The organism is Paraburkholderia sp. GAS206C, from assembly GCF_050435645.1.
GTDB lineage: Bacteria > Pseudomonadota > Gammaproteobacteria > Burkholderiales > Burkholderiaceae > Paraburkholderia > Paraburkholderia phenazinium_B.
This window is the reverse complement of the sequence record NZ_JBNDKR010000003.1, coordinates 149,941-170,326: the sequence shown is the minus strand read 5'-3', so window position 1 is coordinate 170,326 and position 20,386 is coordinate 149,941. Positions and strand designations below refer to the sequence as shown.

General features: G+C 62.4%; 23 protein-coding genes. 6 read left to right on the top strand and 17 right to left on the bottom strand.

The window, feature by feature from the left end:
• Positions 1 to 23: 23 nt before the first annotated feature.
• The gene (locus P3T20_RS09095) at positions 24 to 740 is read right to left on the bottom strand and encodes an SURF1 family protein (protein ID WP_429286750.1); all 717 of its coding nucleotides are present in this window, start codon (positions 738 to 740) and stop codon (positions 24 to 26) included.
• A gap of 87 nt (positions 741 to 827) precedes the next feature.
• On the opposite strand from P3T20_RS09095, the gene P3T20_RS09090 reads away from it, so the two are divergent.
• The gene (locus tag P3T20_RS09090; RefSeq protein WP_074263265.1) at positions 828 to 1,037 is read left to right on the top strand and encodes a twin transmembrane helix small protein; all 210 of its coding nucleotides are present in this window, start codon (positions 828 to 830) and stop codon (positions 1,035 to 1,037) included.
• A gap of 212 nt (positions 1,038 to 1,249) precedes the next feature.
• On the opposite strand, the gene P3T20_RS09085 is transcribed toward P3T20_RS09090, so the two are convergent.
• The 7 genes from P3T20_RS09085 to P3T20_RS09055 form a co-directional block, all read right to left on the bottom strand.
• Positions 1,250 to 2,107 (bottom strand): cytochrome c oxidase subunit 3, encoded by an 858-nt coding sequence (locus tag P3T20_RS09085; RefSeq protein ID WP_074263264.1) that lies wholly within the window; start codon positions 2,105 to 2,107, stop codon positions 1,250 to 1,252.
• Positions 2,108 to 2,236: 129 nt separating this feature from the next.
• On the bottom strand, positions 2,237 to 2,461 hold the full coding sequence (locus tag P3T20_RS09080) for a DUF2970 domain-containing protein (protein WP_074263263.1): 225 nt from the start codon (positions 2,459 to 2,461) through the stop codon (positions 2,237 to 2,239).
• A gap of 37 nt (positions 2,462 to 2,498) precedes the next feature.
• Positions 2,499 to 2,633: a cytochrome oxidase small assembly protein gene (locus P3T20_RS09075; protein ID WP_217272797.1), complete on the bottom strand. Its 135-nt coding sequence runs from the start codon at positions 2,631 to 2,633 to the stop codon at positions 2,499 to 2,501.
• A gap of 112 nt (positions 2,634 to 2,745) precedes the next feature.
• Positions 2,746 to 4,362 (bottom strand): cytochrome c oxidase subunit I, encoded by a 1,617-nt coding sequence (gene ctaD / locus P3T20_RS09070; RefSeq protein ID WP_074263262.1) that lies wholly within the window; start codon positions 4,360 to 4,362, stop codon positions 2,746 to 2,748.
• A 44-nt stretch (positions 4,363 to 4,406) separates the two neighbouring features.
• Positions 4,407 to 6,083, bottom strand: coding sequence for a cytochrome c oxidase subunit II (coxB, locus tag P3T20_RS09065; protein ID WP_074263261.1), 1,677 nt, complete (start codon positions 6,081 to 6,083; stop codon positions 4,407 to 4,409).
• Between the two features lie 66 nt (positions 6,084 to 6,149).
• Positions 6,150 to 6,623 carry a DUF2244 domain-containing protein gene (locus P3T20_RS09060; RefSeq protein ID WP_074263260.1) on the bottom strand — a complete coding sequence of 158 codons (474 nt, stop codon included), beginning with the start codon at positions 6,621 to 6,623 and terminating at the stop codon, positions 6,150 to 6,152.
• Between the two features lie 267 nt (positions 6,624 to 6,890).
• Positions 6,891 to 7,874 carry a methyltransferase domain-containing protein gene (locus P3T20_RS09055; protein WP_429286749.1) on the bottom strand — a complete coding sequence of 328 codons (984 nt, stop codon included), beginning with the start codon at positions 7,872 to 7,874 and terminating at the stop codon, positions 6,891 to 6,893.
• A 211-nt stretch (positions 7,875 to 8,085) separates the two neighbouring features.
• On the opposite strand from P3T20_RS09055, the gene P3T20_RS09050 reads away from it, so the two are divergent.
• Together P3T20_RS09050 and trmL are read left to right on the top strand one after the other, a co-directional pair.
• The gene (locus tag P3T20_RS09050; protein ID WP_254368757.1) at positions 8,086 to 8,742 is read left to right on the top strand and encodes a ComF family protein; all 657 of its coding nucleotides are present in this window, start codon (positions 8,086 to 8,088) and stop codon (positions 8,740 to 8,742) included.
• 18 nt (positions 8,743 to 8,760) lie between these two features.
• On the top strand, positions 8,761 to 9,231 hold the full coding sequence (trmL, locus tag P3T20_RS09045) for a tRNA (uridine(34)/cytosine(34)/5-carboxymethylaminomethyluridine(34)-2'-O)-methyltransferase TrmL (protein ID WP_074263257.1): 471 nt from the start codon (positions 8,761 to 8,763) through the stop codon (positions 9,229 to 9,231).
• Here the strand turns inward: trmL and P3T20_RS09040 are convergent.
• The 5 genes from P3T20_RS09040 to P3T20_RS09020 all read right to left on the bottom strand — a co-directional run bounded on the left by P3T20_RS09040 (position 9,204) and on the right by P3T20_RS09020 (position 12,336).
• Complete coding sequence (locus P3T20_RS09040) at positions 9,204 to 9,767, bottom strand: O-acetyl-ADP-ribose deacetylase (protein WP_074263256.1); 564 nt, start codon at positions 9,765 to 9,767, stop codon at positions 9,204 to 9,206. The two genes, trmL and P3T20_RS09040, sit on opposite strands and share 28 nt — an antisense overlap.
• 201 nt (positions 9,768 to 9,968) lie before the next feature.
• Complete coding sequence (locus P3T20_RS09035; RefSeq protein ID WP_074265918.1) at positions 9,969 to 10,967, bottom strand: NAD(P)H-dependent glycerol-3-phosphate dehydrogenase; 999 nt, start codon at positions 10,965 to 10,967, stop codon at positions 9,969 to 9,971.
• A gap of 21 nt (positions 10,968 to 10,988) precedes the next feature.
• Positions 10,989 to 11,459 (bottom strand): protein-export chaperone SecB, encoded by a 471-nt coding sequence (secB, locus tag P3T20_RS09030; RefSeq protein ID WP_074263255.1) that lies wholly within the window; start codon positions 11,457 to 11,459, stop codon positions 10,989 to 10,991.
• Positions 11,460 to 11,653: 194 nt separating this feature from the next.
• Entirely contained in the window at positions 11,654 to 11,914 is a 261-nt protein-coding gene (grxC, locus tag P3T20_RS09025) for a glutaredoxin 3 (protein WP_074263254.1), read from the bottom strand.
• Positions 11,911 to 12,336, bottom strand: a complete 426-nt coding sequence (locus tag P3T20_RS09020; protein WP_074263253.1) for a rhodanese-like domain-containing protein — start codon at positions 12,334 to 12,336, stop codon at positions 11,911 to 11,913. The genes grxC and P3T20_RS09020 overlap by 4 nt, the downstream gene beginning before the upstream one ends.
• 148 nt (positions 12,337 to 12,484) lie before the next feature.
• Between P3T20_RS09020 and gpmA the strand changes: the two genes are divergently transcribed.
• From gpmA to P3T20_RS09005, 3 genes are all read left to right on the top strand, one after another.
• Positions 12,485 to 13,231: a 2,3-diphosphoglycerate-dependent phosphoglycerate mutase gene (gene gpmA / locus P3T20_RS09015; protein ID WP_429286748.1), complete on the top strand. Its 747-nt coding sequence runs from the start codon at positions 12,485 to 12,487 to the stop codon at positions 13,229 to 13,231.
• 400 nt (positions 13,232 to 13,631) lie between these two features.
• Entirely contained in the window at positions 13,632 to 15,221 is a 1,590-nt protein-coding gene (locus P3T20_RS09010; protein WP_429286747.1) for a S41 family peptidase, read from the top strand.
• Positions 15,222 to 15,388: 167 nt separating this feature from the next.
• Positions 15,389 to 16,150 (top strand): HesA/MoeB/ThiF family protein, encoded by a 762-nt coding sequence (locus P3T20_RS09005; protein WP_429286746.1) that lies wholly within the window; start codon positions 15,389 to 15,391, stop codon positions 16,148 to 16,150.
• Positions 16,151 to 16,235: 85 nt separating this feature from the next.
• Here the strand turns inward: P3T20_RS09005 and ptsP are convergent, their stop codons facing one another.
• The 4 genes from ptsP to gshB form a co-directional block, all read right to left on the bottom strand.
• Positions 16,236 to 17,987, bottom strand: coding sequence for a phosphoenolpyruvate--protein phosphotransferase (ptsP, locus tag P3T20_RS09000; protein WP_429286745.1), 1,752 nt, complete (start codon positions 17,985 to 17,987; stop codon positions 16,236 to 16,238).
• A gap of 209 nt (positions 17,988 to 18,196) precedes the next feature.
• Positions 18,197 to 18,466 (bottom strand): HPr family phosphocarrier protein, encoded by a 270-nt coding sequence (locus tag P3T20_RS08995; protein ID WP_074263248.1) that lies wholly within the window; start codon positions 18,464 to 18,466, stop codon positions 18,197 to 18,199.
• Between the two features lie 53 nt (positions 18,467 to 18,519).
• Entirely contained in the window at positions 18,520 to 19,008 is a 489-nt protein-coding gene (locus tag P3T20_RS08990; protein WP_429286744.1) for a PTS sugar transporter subunit IIA, read from the bottom strand.
• 323 nt (positions 19,009 to 19,331) lie between these two features.
• On the bottom strand, positions 19,332 to 20,288 hold the full coding sequence (gene gshB / locus P3T20_RS08985; protein WP_429286743.1) for a glutathione synthase: 957 nt from the start codon (positions 20,286 to 20,288) through the stop codon (positions 19,332 to 19,334).
• Positions 20,289 to 20,386: the final 98 nt, after the last annotated feature.

Genomic DNA, 20,386 nt, shown 5'->3' with positions numbered 1-20,386 from the left:
TGCATTCGTCTGCACGACACAGCTTACGCGCTGGGCGCGTGCTCTTTCTTCGCGGCGCGCCGCGCGGCATACAAACCGAACGCGACCGCCGCGATGGCCATGCCCCACCATTGGAGCATATAGCCGTAGTTGCGTTCGACGTCGGTATCCGGTGCAGGCCAGTCGCGCACGAGCTTGTCGCCATCGTCGCTCAACTGCTGGATCACAAACGGCTGCAGCGGCAGACCAGTCTCCGCGGCATAAGCGCCCACGTCGAGATTCTGCCGGATCGCCTGATGCGGGGCCGATCCGCCCTGCCCGAGTTCGAACGCGCGGGTCGCATCGGCCCGCGCAATACCTTCGATCTCGATCTGCCCCGGCGGCGTGACATACGGCTCGATCGCGGTGCGGTCATTGATGTTGCGCGGCAACCAGCCGCGATTGACCAGCACGTAGCCACCATCAGCGAGTTTAAAGGGCATCACGACGTAAAAGCCCGGTTGATCGTTATACGGGCGATTGTCGAGATAGACCACCTTGTCGGCGACGAAACTGCCACGCGCGCGCACCCGGTGAAACTCGATGTCTTTCAGTGCCAGCGGAGCGCTGCTGATCGGCTCGGCCGGCGCGTTTTCGAACTGCGTGATGTGGGCCTGCAGCGTCTCTTTCTGATGCGCTCGGTCACGCTGCCAGAACCCCAGCCGCACCGTCACCGCCACGACGATCAGAATCAGCAGCGCGGGCAACCAGCGGATCTTCATCGCGCCTGCCCCGACGGTACACGCGGTGCAACGCACGGTGCGATAATAGCCATATTGCCTTCGCGCTCCTGAATTTCAGCTGATTTCATGCACATTCTCGTTCCCATCGCCTTTGCCCTGATCATCGCCAGCATGGCCTCGGCGCTGTACTTCATGGTGCACGACAAGGGCAAGACGAAACGCATGGTCTGGTCGCTGGCCACCCGCGTGGGCCTGTCGATCTCGCTGTTCCTGTTCATCCTGTTCGCTCACTGGATGGGCTGGATTCAGTCGACCGGTATTCCTTACGGCCGCTAGGCCGGGTGCGCGCAAACTTCGCCTCTACGCGTACCACGCAACAACTCCGCGCCATAAACAAAACGCCGCCCTGACAGGGTCGAGGGCGGCGCTGCGTCAGTCCGGCATACTACGCGGTGGCTTCGCGATCTGCAGCGAATCCGGCAATTCAAATGTCCACGTGTCCGGTGTCAAAAAACCAGTAAAAAATACTACGCGCGGGCCGGCAAGCTTTACAGCCAGTACACGACAACGTACAGCCCGAGCCACACCACGTCCACAAAGTGCCAGTACCAGGCCGCGCCTTCGAACGCGAAGTGGTGATCCGCCGTGAAGTGGCCGCGAATCACGCGCACCAGTACGACCGTCAGCATCGTGCCGCCGAGGAACACGTGAAAGCCGTGGAAACCGGTCAGCAGGAAGAAGGTCGAGCCATACACGCCGGAAGACAGCGTCAGGTTCAGTTCGTTATACGCGTGGTAGTACTCGAAGCCCTGCAGGAACAGGAAGCACAGACCCAGCAGGACAGTCGCGGCCAGCCAGGCGATCGTCTTGTTGCGATGGTTCTCACGCAGCGCATGGTGAGCCACGGTCAGCGTCGCGCCCGACGAGAGCAGCAGCGCCGTGTTGATGGTCGGCACCGGCCACGGTTGCATCGACTTGAAATTCGACACCAGCGCTGCCGGACCGTTGTTCGGCCACACAGCCGAGAAATCCGGCCAGATCAGCTTGTAGTCGAGGCTGCCCAGTTGATGCAAGGCAATTTCGCGAGCGTAAAACAGTGCGCCGAAAAATGCGCCAAAGAACATGACTTCGGAGAAGATGAACCAGCTCATGCTCCAGCGGTACGACTTGTCGACGTTCTTGCCGTACATTCCGCCTTCGGACTCGGAGATCGCGTCGCCGAACCAGTGCCACAACGTGTAGAGCAACCACAGCAAGCCAGCGAGCACCGTCAGAGGCGCCCAGCTCTCGCCGTTGATCCACGCCGCAAGCGATGACAGCATGACCAGCAGCCCGATGGCCGCGCTGATCGGATGCCGCGACGGATGCGGTACGAAGTAGTACGGGCTCTCGTTTTGACCGCTCATTCTTGATTCTCCACTTCAGTCCAGTTGTTCCGCTTGACCCGGTTTAGTCCGGCTGTCTCTTCGGCGATGCGTCGATACCGCATCGCTTCACTCTAATTTCGGAGCCATCTTTGGCCCGGTGTTGCCGACTTACCCCACCACCGCACGGACGACGAAAATCAGTATGGCGATAAAGATGGCCGCGCCAATCAAGGCGGCCGCCAGCACGTGCAAGGGGTTGAGCTGCGCTGCGTCCGATTCCAGATCGCGCCGCTTGCGCACGCCGAAAAACGCCCAGAAAACAGCCTTCATCGACTGTCCAAAGCTGCTCTTTCCAGTGCTGCTGCCGTCGCGTTTACCGCCGTTGTCGCTCATTACCGTCATCTTCCTTCGCCTACGACAACGATCGTCTTCAGGAGAAGAAGCTCCGCTTGACGAAGATACCCACAAAAAACGCGGCGGCGATAGCGAACATGATCAAACCGAGCCGCAAGTTGCCCGCGCGGATTTGCTCGGGCGTACGTCTTTGTATGGGATTCCGGGTCATGCTGGAGTTTCTCGACACATCACTGATAAGGAACACCGCTCTACCACGCTACGACTCTACCGCTTCGCTGCACCCGGTCCGGCTTGCGCCGGGACCGGGAACGCCGTTCGGCTTACTCGACCGTCGGCGGATGTTCGAACGTGTGGAACGGAGCCGGGCTCGGCACGGTCCATTCGAGGCCCGTGGCGCCGTCCCACGGCTTGTCGCTGGCCTTCTCGAGTTCGCCACCGCCGCGGTAAGCCGGCAGTGCGACGGCGAAGAGGAAGTACACCTGGGTCAGGCCGAAGCCGAACGCACCGATTGTGATGACCTGGTTCCAGTCGGTGAACTGCGCGGGGTAGTCGGCGTAACGACGCGGCATGCCTGCGAGACCCACGAAGTGCATCGGCAGGAACGCGAGGTTGAAGAAGATCATCGAGCCCCAGAAGTGGATCTTGCCGCGCGTCTCGTTATACATCCAGCCGGTCCACTTCGGCGACCAGTAGTACCAGCCGGAGAAGAGCCCGAACAGCGAGCCCGCCACCAGCACGTAGTGGAAGTGGGCCACCACAAAATAAGTGCCGTGATACTGGATGTCGAGCGGCGCCATGGCGAGCATCAGGCCCGTCAGACCGCCGAACGTGAACACGAACAGGAAGCCCACCGCAAACAGCATCGGGGTTTCGAACGTCAGCGAACCGCGCCACATCGTGGCAACCCAGTTGAACACCTTCACGCCCGTCGGCACAGCGATCAACATCGTGGCGTACATGAAGAACAACTGCCCCGTCACCGGCATGCCGGTGGCGAACATGTGGTGCGCCCAGACCATGAACGACAGGATTGCGATCGACGACGTGGCGTACACCATCGAGCTATAGCCGAACAGCGGCTTGCGCGAGAACGCCGGGATCACCTGCGACACGATCCCGAACGCCGGCAAGATCATGATGTACACCTCGGGGTGCCCGAAGAACCAGAAGATATGCTGGTACATCACCGGATCGCCGCCGCCAGCTGCGTTGAAGAACGAGGTGCCGAAGTGGCGATCGAACAGCAGCATGGTGATCGCCCCTGCCAGAACCGGCATCACGGCAATCAGCAGGTAAGCGGTGATGAGCCACGTCCAGACGAACATCGGCATCTTCATCAGCGTCAGACCCGGCGCGCGCATGTTCAGGATCGTCACGACGATGTTGATGCCGCCCATGATCGACGAGGCACCCATCAAGTGGACCGCGAAAATCGCGAAGTCCATGCCCGGTCCCATCTGCGTGGAAAGCGGCGCGTACAGCGTCCAGCCCGCAGCCGTTGCACCACCCGGCGCGAAGAACGAGCCCACCAGCAGCACGGCGGCAACCGGCAGCAGCCAGAAGCTGAAGTTGTTCATCCGCGCGAAGGCCATGTCCGATGCGCCGATCTGCAGCGGCACCATCCAGTTCGCGAAACCGACGAAGGCCGGCATGATCGCGCCGAACACCATGATCAGGCCGTGCATGGTGGTCAACTGGTTGAAGAACTCGGGGCGCATGATCTGCAGGCCCGGCTCGAACAGCTCGGCACGGATCATCAGCGCCATCACGCCCCCGGAGAGGAACATGGTGAACGAGAAGATCAGGTACAGCGTACCGATATCCTTGTGGTTGGTGGCATACAGCCAGCGACGCCAGCCATGCGGCGTCCCATGCGCATGCGGATCACCGTGTACGTGCTCGTGGCCCGCGACTACATCGTGTCCAACGCTAGACATGACAATCTCCTAAAGCGAATACTGCGGTGCTGACCATGAACACGTCAGGCTGCGGAACTGATCTGAACACGGCGAGCCTCTTTGGGGTCGCTGCCGCCCGTGACCGTTTCCGGCTTCTTTAAAATAATATGGTCTTCAGCGATGCCAGCCGACTTCAGCGCATCGCGCACGGCTTCCGCGCGGCTCTTGGCGAGCTTCGCATTGAGCTCGGCCGAACCGGTGGCGTCCGTAAAGCCTGACAGAGTGAACTTGGCATCCGGATGCGCCTTCGCGTAATCCGCAGCCGCCGCGACTGCTGCCTGCGCGTCGCCCGGCAGCGTGCTCTTGCCGGTCTCGAAGTAGACGTTGGCCGGCAAGGCTGCCTGCGGTTGCGACGCTGCTGCGCTATCCGAACCGCCGGAGGCCGGGGCTGCTGCCGCGCCTGACGCGGCGTCGCCGCCCGACGCCGCTGCAGCGCCCGATGTTGCGTCAGCGCCGCTAGCGGCGGCCGCACCGCTTGCGCCTGCTGCCGCGCCCGCGAGGTGGTCCCCACCTTCGGGCAGCTTGCCATTGCGCGCATCCGCAACCTGCTTCGGCTGGAGAATGTCGCCCGTGTGGTTGCCCCACGAGTTGCGCTCAAATGTGATGACCGATGCGATTTCGACGTCGTTCAGGGTAGGCCCCCACGACGGCATCACGTTCTTGCCCTTCAGCACGATGCTCACGTGCTGGGCAATCGGGCCGTTGGCAACCTTGCTGCCGTCGAGCGCCGGGAACGCGCCACCACCCTTGCCGGTCGGCTGGTGACAGACCGCGCAGTTCGCCGCATAGACCTTGCCGCCGCGCTCCATCAATTCAGCGAGGGTGTAGGTCTTGTTCGGATCGTCAGCGCCGGCGGCCATTTTCTTCTGCTGGTCGGCGACCCACTTCGCATAGTCGTCAGCCGAAAGCACTTCGACGACGACCGGCATGAACGCATGTTCTTTGCCGCACAGCTCCGTACAGAAGCCGCGGAAGGTACCAACCTTGTCGGCCTTGAACCACGTGTCGCGCACGAAGCCCGGAATCGCATCCTGCTTCACGCCGAAGGCCGGCACGTACCAGGAGTGGACCACGTCGTTGGCGGTGGTGATGATGCGGATCTTCTTGTCGACCGGCACCACGAGCGGGTTGTCGACTTCCTGCAGATAGGTATCGGTCTTGGCCTGTTCGCCGTCGACCTCGGCACGCGGCGTGGTCAACGTGGAGAAGAAGTTGATGCCTTCGCCCGGACCCTTCACGTAGTCGTAGTTCCACTTCCACTGATACCCGGTCACCTTCACGGTGAGGTCGGAGTTGGTGGTGTCCTTCATCGCGATGACCGTCTTGGTGGCGGGCAACGCCATCAGCACGACGATGACGAACGGGACAATCGTCCAGATGATTTCAACGGTGGTGCTTTCGTGGAAATGGGCGGCCTTATGGCCTTTCGACTTGCGGTGAGCAAAGACCGAATAGAACATCACGCCGAACACGCCAATGAAGATCACCGTACAGAGGATCAGCATGAACGTGTGGAGGTGATAGAGCTCCTCAGCGATAGCGGTTGCAGGCGGCTGGAGGTTGATCTCGTTGACGGCGGGGCCGCCAGGACTGTCACCCACTGCCAGCGCGGCACCGGCAAAGAACATCCCGGTAAGCGCCAGCCCGCCCATCAGGGCTCGCTTGATTGTTTTCATAGATTCCTTACCCAAATTTTCCATTCAAACCCTCGACCCCGCTGGAAGGCTGCCTCGCGCTCCTCCTGAACGGCGCGAGCCTCAATGCGTCTAACAACGCCTGAGCCACATGCGCAATTCACCTGCAAATTGCGCGCGCCGATACTGCGCGAGGTGTTGCCCGATCATGATCGTCTGGCCACGCGAAACCAGTTTGATGTGGTCACGCGGCGTTGCGCCCGGCTCGATCCGCACCCAGCGTGGATTGAATTCGAACTGCGTGACCTGCTCCGCGCTTACCCGCTCGATTACCAGCCGGTTCGGAAACAGCCTGATGCGTTCGTAATCCACAGCATGACGTGCGTAAATTGCAAAAGCGATACCGACCGCCACCAACTCAATGCCGGTGAACGGCAGCACCAGCCAGGCGCCGATCAGATCCAGCATGAAAGCAATCAGCAGCGAAAACACCGCAAGCGACACATAGAACCATACGAACTGCCTGGGCGACACCGAACAGTTGCGTTTCATCGTCCAGTCTTTGAGGACCGGTTCCGACTCCACCAGCAGATCAGATGACGCCATCGCTGTCTCCTGCGAGTTGCCTCTTAACCCTGCCTGTTACCGTTGCCTACCGCCCTTTCCTGCTGCCCAGCGCCTCGGGCCTGCCGCTGCGGATGTGGGAACTCCGAGCGACAAACTGACGCATTATAGGCGCGTTCTATGGCATCCACAAGCAACGCCCTATCGGCCCGCAAGCCAGTCCCGACAAGCCTCTGCGCCGTTTTGACGCACCTCGGGAAACACTTTTGTCCCGGTAATTTCAGACATAACAGATGCCCTCTTTCCGGTTCAACGATTCTTCGACGGACCCCGGCCAATGTCCTCGAGCCGCACGATCCCGTGACCTTCGGCGGTCATCCGTGGCACAGCCTTCCATGCATGTCCGTAGATCACCTCGAACGTCAGGGCAAGCGTGCCGTCCGCCCGCCGGCGCGCCTCCAGCGCCGCCAGCAGGGCCTTGTACAAGCGCCGAGACACCGGCCCGGCGCCCATGCCCGGATAAGCCGCAGCCTCGCGCTCGAACGGATAGGCACCCCAACGGCGCACATCCGCAAGCAGCGACTGCGGCGACTGATAGGTGATGGTGAGCGTTTCCTGATCCATCACCGGAATCTCGAAGCCGCTTTCCACCAGCATATCGCCCAGATCGTGCATGTCCACGAAATCGATCACATGCTTCGCGGACGGCACACCGTGCGCCGCCTCCACTTCGGCATAGGCGCCGCGCAGTTCCTTGAGTGTATCGGGACCAAGCGTGCTGAACATTAGCAGCCCCCCTACCTTGAGCACGCGCTGCCATTCGGGAAACACGAGATCGGGCCGCGAATGCCAGTGCAAGGCGAGGTTTGACCAGATGAATTCGAACGCGCCGGGCGTAAAGGGCAGAGCGGAGAAATCGGCCTGGGCGAAGCGCGGGCCGCGCGCGCCGAGCGCCTTGCCGATCGAAGCCGGCAGAAAGCGCCGCCAGCTCGTGTCGCCGGCGTCGTGCGCCAGCGCGCGGGTCAGCATGGCATGGGAAAGATCCGTACCGAACACCGGTGCTTCGGGGAAACGCTCGCGCAAACCAGGCAGGTCGTCGCCCGCGCCACAGCCCGCATCGAGCACGGCGGCCGGACTGACCTTGATGTAATCGAGACGCTCGCGCATACGCTGGGCGATCTCGCGCGGCAGGAACGCAACCTCGTCGAAAGTGGCGGCGCGGCGATCGAAAATCCGCTGAAGGCGCCGGGAATCATAGGCCGGACGGCCAGATTTTGCGGGAGTTGAGGACATGGGGGTCACGCGGACGAAGAGCCCGAAGTATACTCGCTCGCTCCCTTTCACTCATCGTAACTGGCGTTTCGCAGGCGGCCCATCAATGCAATTCCAGGTGTCGGCTTTTTCACCTTGCGGCCGGGTTGCAAAACTTGCAACCCGGCTGGGATCTTCATGGCCGCGCCTTGTTCATGCCGTCCTGCCGAATCTCTGTGCACTCTGCGGCAATTTGTCGCAGAGTGCACTCTGTCGAGGCTGTGACGAGGCTTATGCGAACGAATCGCGCCTGCGTTGCCTGGTCTGCGCGGTTCCGTTGCCGAGTTCGCGTCGCGGCAGGAACGCCGGTTACCGGTGTGCGGACTGTGTCGCCACGGCGCCGCCGTTCGACGCGACGCTCGCGCTGGCCGACTATCGCGCGCCACTCGACTCGCTCGCTGTGGGCCTGAAGTTTCGTGCTCGCCTGCTGCTGGCCGACGAGTTTGCGCAGCGGCTTGCACGTCTCGCGGGCGATTCGCTAAGCGCCTCCGAATGGCCCGACGTGATCGCGCCGGTCCCGCTTGCGGCGAAGCGCCTCGTCGAACGTGGTTACAACCAGGCATGGCAGATTGCGAAGCCGCTCGCGCGTACGCTTCGGGTGCGCAGCGACGCCACGTTGGTCGCTCGCGTGATCGAAACCGCGCCGCAATCGCGACTGGATCTGGATGCGCGCCGGCAAAACGTCGGCCGGGCGTTTGAAGTCGCCGCACCGGTGCGCGGCCTGCACGTGGCCGTGGTCGACGATGTCATGACGACCGGCGCCACGCTCGAAGCCCTCGCACACGTGCTGAAGGCCGCCGGGGCGCGGCGCGTAACGAACTTCGTCGCGTTGCGCACACCGAAAAACTAGTTTCCACTGGCTCACATCATGTTCAACGTCGTCCTCGTCGAACCCGAAATTCCACCGAATACCGGTAACGTCATCCGTCTGTGCGCAAATACCGGTGCTCGTCTGCACCTGATCGAACCGCTCGGATTTCCACTCGACGACGCCAAAATGAAGCGCGCCGGGCTCGACTATCACGAGTACGCGCAGATGCATGTGCATGCCAACTGGGCAGCGTTCATCGCCAGCGAAACACCAGACCCGGCGCGGATGTTCGCGTTCACGACGCGCGGTTCGGGCGCGTTTCACGCGCATGCGTTCCTGCCCGGCGACTGGTTCGTGTTCGGTGCGGAAACGCGTGGCCTGCCGGACGGCGTGCTCGAACAGTTCGCCGCCGAACAGCGTGTGCGTCTGCCGATGCGGCCGGGCAATCGCAGTCTGAACCTGTCGAATACCGTGGCCGTGGTGGTATTCGAAGCGTGGCGTCAAGCCGGCTTCGAAGGCGGCGCCTGACGCAACAGCGTTGCCCGCCTGGCCAGTTCGGTTTGATAGCGGGCGAACATCGCATCGTCGAAACACGCAAACAGCACACGTTCGATTCCCGGCACGCGCGGCAAGGTCTCGAGCACCGCACCCACCGCAATGCTTACCGCCTCGTCCGCCGGAAAACGGTAGATACCGCAACTAATCGCTGGAAACGCGATGCTTGCGCACTGCGCCTCGCTGGCGAGTTCAAGCGAGCGCCGGTAACACGACGCCAGTCGTTCGGCCTCGCCTCGGCCGCCGCCGTGCCAGACTGGACCGACCGCGTGAATCACATGCCTGGCGGGCAACTGATAGCCGGCGGTGATTTTCGCGTCGCCGGTGGCACAACCACCCAGCATCTCGCATTCGCGCAACAGCGCACGCCCCGCTGCGCGATGAATCGCACCGTCGACGCCCCCGCCGCCCAGCAATGACGTATTAGCCGCATTGACGATCGCGTCGACGGTCAGCGTCGTGATATCGACGACGCGCGCTTCGAGCGAACATTGACCGGATAGGAGCATGGAGAACCTCGCCATTCGAAACGCCGATAAGACGTTGACAGCGAAGAGAGGACAACGGTTCAGCGCGATCCGGAACGGGCTATTGGGCCTGAAAGGGCCCGGATCGCCGATCCGCAGAAGGCTGAACCGTTGTTGAGACGGATGTGCTTGCTACGTAAGCCGTTACGCCGGTCAAAGCGTGACCGTGACCGCCGCGCCGACCTACTCGGCTTTGGCGTCCCGCCGCAGCAGCGCGCTTACGGCATCGCGCGGAGCGACACCATCGAACAGCACCGCGCAGACAGCCTCGGTAATCGGCATGTCGATCGAATGAGCCCGCGCAATCGCCAGCACAGCTTGCGCACAGCGCACGCCCTCGGCCACGTGACCGAGTGCGCCGAGGATATCGTCAAGGGTGCGTCCCGCAGCCAGTTGCACGCCGACCGTGCGGTTGCGCGACAGATCGCCGGTGGCCGTCAGAATCAGATCGCCGAGACCCGTGAGACCGGTGAACGTTTCGGCCCGGCCACCGAGCGTCACGCCCAGGCGCGACATTTCGGCCAGACCGCGCGTGATCAGCGCAGCCCGAGCATTAAGGCCAAGACCGAGGCCATCGGCGATCCCCGTAGCAATCGCCAGCACGTTTTTCACCGCACCGCCCACTTCCACGCCCACGAGGTCGTCCCCCGTGTAGATACGCATGGCGCCATGATGAAACGCCGCCACGGTTCGCTCGCGACAGGCAGCCGATGCGCTCGCGATAGTCAATGCGACCGGCAAGCCCTGCCCCACTTCACGCGCAAAGCTGGGCCCGGACAAAACACCATTGCTGCTGTGACCGGCCAGCTCAGCTGCGACGACCTGATGCGGCAGCAACTGCGTATCGGCCTCGAAACCCTTGCACAACCAGACCACGTGAGCCGGCACCTTGCCGGCAGCACGCATGGCCTGAAACAGACCGCGCAAACCGGCCACCGGCGTCGCGACGACGCACAACGCGTCGTCAGCCAACGCGTGGCTCAGTGCCGCTTCCAGATCGGCCTCATATCGAAGCCCGGCCGGCAAAGCAACGCCCGCCAGATAGCGGGCGTTTTCCTGGGTTGCAGCAAGCTCGGCGACCAGCGCCGGCTCACGCGCCCACAGCACCGTATCGTGCCGCACCGCCAGATGGCCCGCGAGAGCGGTGCCCCATGCACCAGCGCCGAGAACGGCGACTTTCATACCCGGCACTGCGCGCAACACTTAGTGCGTGACGCCGTTCTGCGCCGCGCCTTCTTGCGTGCCGAGCTGCGCGAGACGTTGCTCGTACAGGGCCTGGAAGTTGATTTCGGCGAGGTGGATCGGCGGGAAACCGGCGCGGGTAATCGCGTCGGCGATGTTCGAACGCAGGTACGGGAACAGGATCGTCGGGCAAGCAATGCCGACCAGCGGATCGATCTGCTCAGCCGGAATGTTGCGGATATCGAAAATGCCAGCCTGCTTGGCTTCGATCAGGAACGCGACCTTGTCCGACACCTTGGCCGTCACGGTGCCGGTGACGAGGATTTCGAACACGGTATCGGCGAGGCGCTCGGCCTTTACGTCCACTTCGACTTCGACCGACGGCATTTCCTGTTCGAGGAAGATGGCCGGCGAATTCGGCTGCTCGAGCGACATGTCCTTCAGGTAGATGCGCTGGATGTTGAAGAACGGCTGGTTATTCTCGTCGGACATGATTGGATATTCCCTGAATATGGTCATTTGCGGCGCGCCATGCTGCCATGGAGCGCCGGGTCGGTGCGTTGCGCGCCGCCCAACCCGGGCGCCGACACAACGGCTTGTTCTGGTGCTGTTTTGCCAGTTCGGCGCGTGAACCCGGCATCAATCCCGCGTGAAGCCGGAATTAACCCGCTGGAATCAACCCGCGCTCAGGCAGCTTCGAGCAGCGGCATCAAGCCGCCCGCGCGATCGAGCGCGGAAAGGTCATCATAGCCGCCCACGTGCGTCTCGCCGATGAACACCTGAGGCACCGTACGACGGCCTGTGCGGCTCATCATCTCTTCACGCCGGGCCGGGTCCTTGTCGATCAGCACCTTTTCGACAATCTCGACGCCGCGCGACTTTAAAAGACGTTCGGCCATCTGGCAATACGGGCACACCTGGGTGCTGTACATGATTACCTTGTTCACTTCGCTGCTCCTTGTTTCACAACCGGCATGCCGGCCTGCTGCCAGGCGTTCAGGCCGCCTTCGAGCACATGGACTTCGGCGTAGCCCGCGTCCTGCACGACGCGTACCGCCTTATTCGACTGCTGGCCGTTTTGACAGACTAGCAGTACCGGGTTGCTCTTGTTCTTCACGAGCTGGCCAACCTTCGCCTGCAACTCGGCAAACTCGAGATGCCGCGCTGCGGGCAAATGACCGTTCGCGAACTCCGCCGACGGCCGCAGGTCGATGACTACGGCGTTGCGGCGGTTGATCAGCTGGGTGGCAGCGGCTGCGGTCAGGCCGCCGCGACCCCGGCGGCTGATGGTCGGCCACAGGAGCAACCCACCGGAGATGAGGACGATCGCGATGAGTACAAGGTTTGTGTAATCGGTGAAAAACTTCACGGAAAATCCGCCGAAAAAGAGAGAAATCGGAAAAATCAGAAAGGGGCAATCCGACCATTATAAAATAACCGCCTGACGCGATGGCGACGGCCCATTCGGGCCGCGTGCGCCGCGCTTTACCGCTTCCTTACTACCGACCGGCCATCTTATGTACAAACTCGTTCTCATCCGCCACGGCGAATCGACGTGGAACAAGGAAAACCGCTTCACAGGCTGGGTCGATGTCGACCTGACCGAGCAAGGCAATCGTGAAGCGCAGCAGGCTGGCGTGCTGCTGAAGGAATCGGGCTACACGTTCGATATCGCCTACACGTCCGTCCTCAAGCGCGCGGTCCGCACCCTTTGGCACGTGCAGGACCAGATGGATCTGATGTACCTGCCGGTAGTCCATTCGTGGCGTCTGAACGAACGGCACTACGGCGCGCTGTCGGGTCTGAACAAGGCGGAGACCGCTGCCAAGTTCGGCGACGAGCAGGTGCTGATCTGGCGCCGCAGCTACGACACGCCGCCGCCGGCACTCGACCCGTCCGACGAGCGCACCGCGTATAACGACCCGCGCTACGCCAAGGTACCGCGCGAAGAGTTGCCGCTGACCGAGTGTCTGAAGGACACCGTGGCCCGCGTGATGCCGATCTGGAACGAATCGATCGCGCCGGCCATCAAATCGGGCCGCAAGGTGCTGATCGCCGCGCACGGCAACTCGATCCGGGCGCTCGTGAAGTATCTCGACAACATTTCGGACAATGACATCGTCGGCCTGAACATCCCGAACGGTGTGCCGCTCGTGTATGAGCTGGACGAAAACCTGAAGCCCATCAAGCACTACTATCTGGGCGACCAGGACGCGATTGCCAAGGCCGCGGCGGCTGTCGCGAAGCAAGGCAAGGCGGGCTAAACCCCGCGAGCGGCGCCGTCTGCGCCGCTCGTTTGGGCTCCTCAACGGCTTCCCGCCGCGTAGGCCTCATTGGCCTCACGCGGACCTCCTGACCTCCTGATTTGCCCTGGGCATTGGCTGCATAAAGCGCAATACAACGCTGCAGGAAACACGCTGTGTACACTCGCCCGAACCGGCCGGTGTACGCAGCGCAAGGTACACTGCCGATCCAGGACATCACCGTTCACCCGTTACCGCACATTTCTCTGCTCCCCAGCGTAAATCCCCAGAACCCGGCGCGCCTTGCGCTGTCGAATTGCGATTACTATCGCTGTGCACTGCCTGGGCGGGTGTGTGCAGTTATACTTGTCCGTCCCCATCTCTTTGACGCTGCCACGCGCTTCCGACCGCAACAGACTCTATGCGAAAGAACCTGAAAAATATCGGCCTGATTGCCGCGGGCCTTGCTACCGGCGTTTTTGCAACATTGCAACTTTCCGCCTCGGCCCAGCAACCCGCCAGCAGCGCCGTCGCGCCGCTGCCGCTCGATCAGCTGCGGCTGTTTGCCGAAGTTTTCGGACAGATCAAGCACGAATATGTAGAACCGGTCGATGACAAGAAGCTCCTCACGGCCGCTATCAAGGGCATGGTGTCGAGCCTCGACCCGCACTCGTCGTACCTCGACAAGACCGATTACGAAGAACTGCAGGAACAGACCAAGGGCCGCTTCGCGGGCCTCGGCATTGAGATTTCGGCGGAGGACGGCCTGATCAAGGTGATCTCGCCGATCGAAGACACCCCGGCGTTTCGCGCCGGTATCCGTCCGGGCGACCTGATCACGCGTATCAACGACAAGCCGGTGCGCGGCATGACGCTCGACCAGGCCGTCAAGCAGATGCGCGGCGATCCGGGCACCAAGGTTACGCTCACGATCTTCCGCAAGACCGATGACCGCACGTTCCCGCTCACGGTCACGCGCGCCATCATCAAGGTGCAGAGCGTGAAGATGAAGATCCTGGCGCCGGGTTATGCGTACATCCGCATCACCAGCTTCCAGGAACGCACCACGCCTGACCTGGCCGAAAAGCTGCAGGAAATCGCACGCCAGCAGCCGAACCTGAAGGGCCTCGTGCTCGACCTGCGCAACAACGGCGGCGGTCTGCTGCAAAGCGCGGTCGGCGTGGCCGGCGCCTTCCTGCCGCCGGATTCGGTGGTGGTCTCGACCAACGGGCAGATCCCGGATTCGAAGCAGGTCTACCGCGATACCTACGATAACTACCGTCTGCCGTCGTTTGACAGCGACCCGCTGAAGGACGAAGCGCCGATCTTCAAGACCGTGCCGATGATCGTGCTGACCAACGCCTACTCGGCGTCGGCATCGGAAATCGTCGCTGGTGCGCTGCAGGATCAGCATCGTGCGCTGATCGTCGGCAAGACGACCTTCGGCAAGGGTTCGGTGCAAACGGTGCGTCCGATGACCGCCGACACCGCGCTGCGCCTGACCACGGCGTACTACTACACGCCGAGCGGCCGTTCGATCCAGAACAAGGGTATCCGCCCGGACGTTGCGGTTGACCAGTACGCGGACGGCGATCCGGACGACGCACTCGTGACGCGCGAAGTGGACTATTCGAACCACCTGGCAAACACGCAGGATCCGGACGAGAAGAAGGAACAGGAACAGCGCGAGCAGGATCGCATGGACCAGTTGCGCGCGCTTGAAGAGCAGAACGACAAGAAGACGCCGGAACAACGCCAGAAGGACCGCGACCGCAAGCCGGTCGAGTTCGGTTCGGCCGACGACTTCATGCTGCAACAAGGCCTGAACAAGCTGGAAGGCAAGCCGGTACAGGAATCGAAGTCGCTGTCGGAACGCCGTCTCGCGCAGAACAAGCCGGAGCAATCCGCTTCGGCGCCGGTGGCGGTCAAGCCGACCACTCCGGTGCCAGGCACGGGCGCATCGGCGAGCACGCCGGCTTCCGCGCCGGCTCCGGCATCGCAAGCCAACTAAGCAGCAAGTTTCACCTAAGGGTCTTCGCAGCGCGACACGTTGCGAAGACCCTTTTGTCCAGCGCGATTAGAATCAACAGAACGAATGCTCGCGCAGCAGGCAACGCCTGACCTCGAATGCGGCTGGCCTGTTTGCCGCCTCCGCGCGACACACCTCGGCGCCCCGCCATGAACGACGATCAACTTCTCCGCTATTCACGCCATATTCTTGTCGACGAACTCGGTATCGAGGCTCAACAGCGCTTTCTCGATGCACATGCGATCGTCATCGGCGCGGGAGGGCTGGGCTCGCCAGCGGCGATGTATCTGGCCGCAGCGGGCGTGGGCAAGCTGACGCTTGTCGATGCCGACACCGTCGATCTCACCAACCTGCAGCGCCAGATTCTGCACGTGACGGCTTCGGTAGGTCGCAGCAAGGTCGAGTCCGGGCGCGACGCGCTCGCCCAACTCAATCCTGATGTGATAGTGGATGCAGTCGCGCAACGCGTCGACGATGCGTGGCTCGACGCAGCGGTGCCGCACGCTACGGTTGTGCTCGATTGCACCGATAACTTCGCGACGCGCCACGCCATCAATCGCGCGTGCTTTGCGCACCGGGTGCCGCTCGTGTCAGGCGCGGCGCTGCGCTTCGATGGGCAGATCAGCACGTTCGACTTCCGCGACGCCGCCTCGCCCTGCTATGCGTGCGTGTTCCCGGAGGACCAGCCGTTCGAAGAAGTGGCCTGTTCGACCATGGGCGTATTTGCGCCGACAGTGGGGATCATCGGCGCGATGCAGACCGCCGAAGCATTGCGTGTGATCGCGGGAATCGGCACGCCGCTCGTCGGCCGCCTGATGATGCTCGATTCGCTGCGAATGGAGTGGAACACGATGCGCATCGCGCGCCAGCCGGATTGCCCGGTCTGCGGCCACGCGCATCGTCCGTCGTAGAGTTAAGGTTAAGCCCAATCGATCAGTGCTTCCCCGCGCGTGCAAGTGCGAAGTGCGCGCCTGCGCACGCGGCGAGGAACCAAGCTCACACGGCCGCGACCCGCTTCAAGGCAGCCTGCACCTCTTCCGGCTCGAACGAAGCCAGCACATCCGCCACCGGCTTCTCCAGACTCTTCACGTGCGAGCGCAGGATCTCCTGCTTCACGACCAGCAACTGGCTCGGATGCATCGAAAACTCGGTGAGGCCCATACCGAGCAATAGACGCGTCAGCGCCGGATCGCCTGCCATCTCACCGCACACCGACACCGGCACACCCGCGCGCTTCGCCTCGCGCAGCGTGAAGGCGATCAGATGCAGCACGGCCGGATGCAGCGGGTCATACAGATGCGCCACCGCGTTGTCCGCACGGTCGATCGCCAGCGTGTACTGGATCAGATCGTTCGTGCCGATCGACAGAAAATCGAGCCGCTTCAAAAACAGTGGCAACGCGATCGCCGCCGCGGGAATCTCGATCATCGCGCCGACCTGCACGTTCGGATCGTAGGCAAGACCCGCGTCGTCGAGCTGACGTTTGGCTTCCCGAATCAGATCGAGCGTCTGGTCGATCTCTTGCGCATGCGCAAGCATCGGAATCAGGATCTTCACTGTGCCGAACACCGACGCTCGCAGGATGGCGCGCAACTGCGTGAGAAACATCTGTGGCTCGGACAGGCTCCAGCGGATCGCACGCAGCCCCAGCGCCGGGTTGGCGGCGGTTTCATAGCCATCGCCACCGCTCATCGAATCGAGCGGCTTGTCGGCCCCCACGTCGATCGTGCGGATCGTGACCGGCAACCCGTTCATCAGCTCCACCGCGCGCCGATAGGCGGCAAACTGCTCCTCTTCGGCCGGCAGCTTGTCCTTGTGATTCATGAACAGGAACTCGGTGCGGAACAGGCCGATGCCCATTGCACCCGCATCCACCGCCGCTTTCGCATCGTCGGGCAGTTCGATGTTCGCACACAGCTCGATGCGCGTGCCGCACAGCGTCTGCGTGGGAGAGAACTTCAGACGCTGCAGCTTGCGCTGCTCGAGCGCCTTCTCGCTTTGCCGGTACGAATACTCCTCGAGCACGATCGGCGCGGGGTCGACGATCACGATGCCATGATCGCCGTCGACGATAATCAGATCGTCCTGACGGATCAGCGCGCTGGCGTGCTGCACGCCGACCGCAGCCGGAATGCCGAGGCTGCGCGCGACAATCGCCGTATGCGAGGTACGGCCGCCCAGATCCGTCACGAAGCCCTGAAACGTTTGCGTTTTGAACTGCATCATGTCGGCCGGCGCAATGTCATGCGCGACCACGATCATTTCGTCGCACGTGCCGTGCGCGTTGTCGACCAGACTCGCCGCCGTTGCCCCAGCCAGCGCCTTCAGCACGCGTTCGACCACCTGCTGGATATCGGCTTTCCGCTCGCGCAGGTATTCGTCTTCGATGTCGTCGAAGTGGCGTGACAGGCGCTCGAGCTGCTCGGTGAGCGCCCATTCCACGTTATAGCGGCGCGTGCGGATCAGATCGATGGTTTCCTGGACGAGCATCGCATCGTTCAGGATCATTGAATGAACGTTGATAAACGCGCCCATCTCGCTCGGCGCATCCGCCGCGAGATCGTTGCGCAATATATCGAGCTCCTGATGAACGAGTTGCTGGGCCGAGCGGAAACGCTCGACCTCGCCTTCGATCTGGGCGGGCTCGACTAAATAGTGGTCGACGTCGAGTGCAGCCGGGGCGATCAGATAAGCCCGCCCGATGGCGATACCGCGTGACACGGGAATTCCATGCAGCGTGAACGACACGCGCACCTCCTCTAGTTGTGTGATGCCGCGGTAGACCGCTGCAATGCTCTCAGACCTTGCACGTCATTATAAATTCCGCAGCTTACTGGCGCCTGCCTGGTCAGTGTGCAGCGCAACACGCTGTGTTACCGCGTCGATTGTGACGCGTTAAAAAAAACGCCGCGGAAAACCGCGGCGTGACGACCCAAATAATCTGTAAACGCGCCGCGTTACTGACCTTCGCCGAATTTATCAGCGATCAGTTTCAGTAGTGCGTCCATCGCTTCCTTTTCGTCTGAGCCTTCGGTTTCGATCAGCACCGTGCTGCCGATGCCCGCGGCCAGCATCATCACTCCCATGATGCTTTTCGCGTTGATGCGCCGCCCGTTGCGGCTCATCCAGATTTCCGCCTGGAAGTTACCCGCGAGTTGCGTCAGTTTGGCCGACGCGCGCGCGTGCAGCCCCAGCTTGTTCACGATAGTCGTTTCCTGTTGCAGCATGTAATGGTCCGAAGCGCGGGTAATGATGTTTATGAAAGATGAAACCGAAACCGTTACAGGCTCGTCGTGCCCTGCTTGTGGGTGAGATCGCTCTCCGGCAGCATGGCAGGCACGCAATCGCCCATCACAGGCGGTGCGCACACTGGCGCGGGCGTGCCCGCGGCGATCGCCTGGACGCCCTTGGTCGCCCCGGCCAGCGCCTTGTCGACCAGCGTGTCGAGCGGCGTCGCGCGATAGCAGACCGCGCGTAGCAGCATCGGCAGATTCACGCCGGCCAGTACGCGCACATCGGGCAGCGACGCGAGCCGCGCAGCGATATTGGAAGGCGTCGCGCCGAACATATCGGTCAACACCAGGGCGCCGTTCTCTTCCCTGAGCCGATCGATCTCGGAGTGCGCGAATGCCACGACCTCCACAGGATCGCAGTCCGGTGAGACGTCGATGACGCCGATGCGGGCCGGTAAGCCCCCGTAAACGTGTGCGATACAGTCCCTGAGCGCCGTTGCGAGAGGGGCGTGCGCAATGATCAGAATGCCTGCCATGTCAGCCTTGCTGCAAAAAACGGCCCTGAACCGTGGCCCGGGTTTTAACCCGGTCGTCACGCCCTCGACCGGCCGATGGTCTGAGGGTCGGATCCGCGTTCCGCGCTGCCTACCTGCCAGGCCGAGACGGCCCCGCAGCGAACGAGCGCTTCATGCCCGCGCGAAACCTGAGGTTTCGGGCGGCGCGCCTGCCGGCGATCCTAACCGACGCGGGCCGCCGCTAAAGAGCGGGCATTGTAACAGGCTCATTTTCGCGCTTCCGCCACTTGTTCGCTCGACGCCGCCCTGACAGACCACCTGGGCAACCCGTCAGGGCGACTGCGTTATCCGACCGCCCGCTCCAACGCGTCGATGAACATTCCGGCGACGTCGAAACCGGTCTGATCCATGATTTCGCGAAAGCACGTCGGGCTCGTCACGTTCACTTCGGTGAGCCAATCACCAATTGCGTCGAGGCCCACCAGCAGCAGACCGCGCTCCGCGAGCACCGGCGCCAGCGTCTCCGCAATCTTGCGATCGTGCTCGGTCAGCGGTTGCGCCACGCCGAGCCCACCCGCGGCAAGATTGCCGCGCACCTCATTGCCCTGAGGAATGCGCGCGAGCGAATACGGCACCGGCTGGCCGCCGATCAGCAGAATGCGCTTGTCGCCGTCCTTGATCTCGGGGATGAATTTCTGCGCCATCACCGAACGCGCGCCGTCGTGGCTCAGCATCTCGATGATCGAACCGAGGTTCATGCCATCCGCTTTCACGCGAAACACGCCCATGCCGCCCATGCCGTCGAGCGGCTTCAGGATCACATCGCCATGCTCCGCGTGAAACGCGCGCAATCTTGCGGCGTCGCGCGTCACGAGCGTTGGCGCCACGAACTGCGGGAATTCGCCGATCGCGAGCTTTTCCGAATGATCCCGAATCGCCTGCGGCTTATTGAAGATGCGGGCGCCGCTGCGTTCTGCAAGCTCCAGCAGCCACGTGGACGTCACGTATTCCATGTCGAACGGCGGGTCTTTGCGCATCACCACAGCGGCAAAGCTTTTCAGCGAGCGCGCGGCAGCGGCATCGGCGGCATACCAGGTCTCGCGATGACCATCGGATTCGTCGCCGACAATCGCAAAGCGCCGCGCATTCGCCTCGACGTCTGCACCCGTCCATGCGAGATGCTTCGGCTCGCAGGTGTAGAGCGTGTGACCGCGCCGGGCCGCCTCGGCCATCATCGCGTAGGTCGAATCCTTGTAGATCTTGAAGTGATCCAGCGGGTCGGCGATAAAGAGAATGTCCATGGAAGTCCTGATGCGCACTGATGGGCTTGGCATTATGCGTTAAACAAAGGGCGGCGGCATGAAGCGCGCCGCCCGTCGGTCCGGTGTGGCGTAACGAG

Coding starts and splice junctions, on each gene's coding strand:
- P3T20_RS09095 (WP_429286750.1), bottom strand. CDS start 740: ATGAAGATCCGCTGGTTGCCCGCGCTGCTGATTCTGATCGTCGTGGCG.
- P3T20_RS09090 (WP_074263265.1), top strand. CDS start 828: ATGCACATTCTCGTTCCCATCGCCTTTGCCCTGATCATCGCCAGCATG.
- P3T20_RS09085 (WP_074263264.1), bottom strand. CDS start 2,107: ATGAGCGGTCAAAACGAGAGCCCGTACTACTTCGTACCGCATCCGTCG.
- P3T20_RS09080 (WP_074263263.1), bottom strand. CDS start 2,461: ATGAGCGACAACGGCGGTAAACGCGACGGCAGCAGCACTGGAAAGAGC.
- P3T20_RS09075 (WP_217272797.1), bottom strand. CDS start 2,633: ATGACCCGGAATCCCATACAAAGACGTACGCCCGAGCAAATCCGCGCG.
- ctaD (WP_074263262.1), bottom strand. CDS start 4,362: ATGTCTAGCGTTGGACACGATGTAGTCGCGGGCCACGAGCACGTACAC.
- coxB (WP_074263261.1), bottom strand. CDS start 6,083: ATGGAAAATTTGGGTAAGGAATCTATGAAAACAATCAAGCGAGCCCTG.
- P3T20_RS09060 (WP_074263260.1), bottom strand. CDS start 6,623: ATGGCGTCATCTGATCTGCTGGTGGAGTCGGAACCGGTCCTCAAAGAC.
- P3T20_RS09055 (WP_429286749.1), bottom strand. CDS start 7,874: ATGTCCTCAACTCCCGCAAAATCTGGCCGTCCGGCCTATGATTCCCGG.
- trmL (WP_074263257.1), top strand. CDS start 8,761: ATGTTCAACGTCGTCCTCGTCGAACCCGAAATTCCACCGAATACCGGT.
- P3T20_RS09040 (WP_074263256.1), bottom strand. CDS start 9,767: ATGCTCCTATCCGGTCAATGTTCGCTCGAAGCGCGCGTCGTCGATATC.
- P3T20_RS09035 (WP_074265918.1), bottom strand. CDS start 10,967: ATGAAAGTCGCCGTTCTCGGCGCTGGTGCATGGGGCACCGCTCTCGCG.
- secB (WP_074263255.1), bottom strand. CDS start 11,459: ATGTCCGACGAGAATAACCAGCCGTTCTTCAACATCCAGCGCATCTAC.
- gpmA (WP_429286748.1), top strand. CDS start 12,485: ATGTACAAACTCGTTCTCATCCGCCACGGCGAATCGACGTGGAACAAG.
- P3T20_RS09010 (WP_429286747.1), top strand. CDS start 13,632: ATGCGAAAGAACCTGAAAAATATCGGCCTGATTGCCGCGGGCCTTGCT.
- P3T20_RS09005 (WP_429286746.1), top strand. CDS start 15,389: ATGAACGACGATCAACTTCTCCGCTATTCACGCCATATTCTTGTCGAC.
- P3T20_RS08995 (WP_074263248.1), bottom strand. CDS start 18,466: ATGCTGCAACAGGAAACGACTATCGTGAACAAGCTGGGGCTGCACGCG.
- P3T20_RS08990 (WP_429286744.1), bottom strand. CDS start 19,008: ATGGCAGGCATTCTGATCATTGCGCACGCCCCTCTCGCAACGGCGCTC.
- gshB (WP_429286743.1), bottom strand. CDS start 20,288: ATGGACATTCTCTTTATCGCCGACCCGCTGGATCACTTCAAGATCTAC.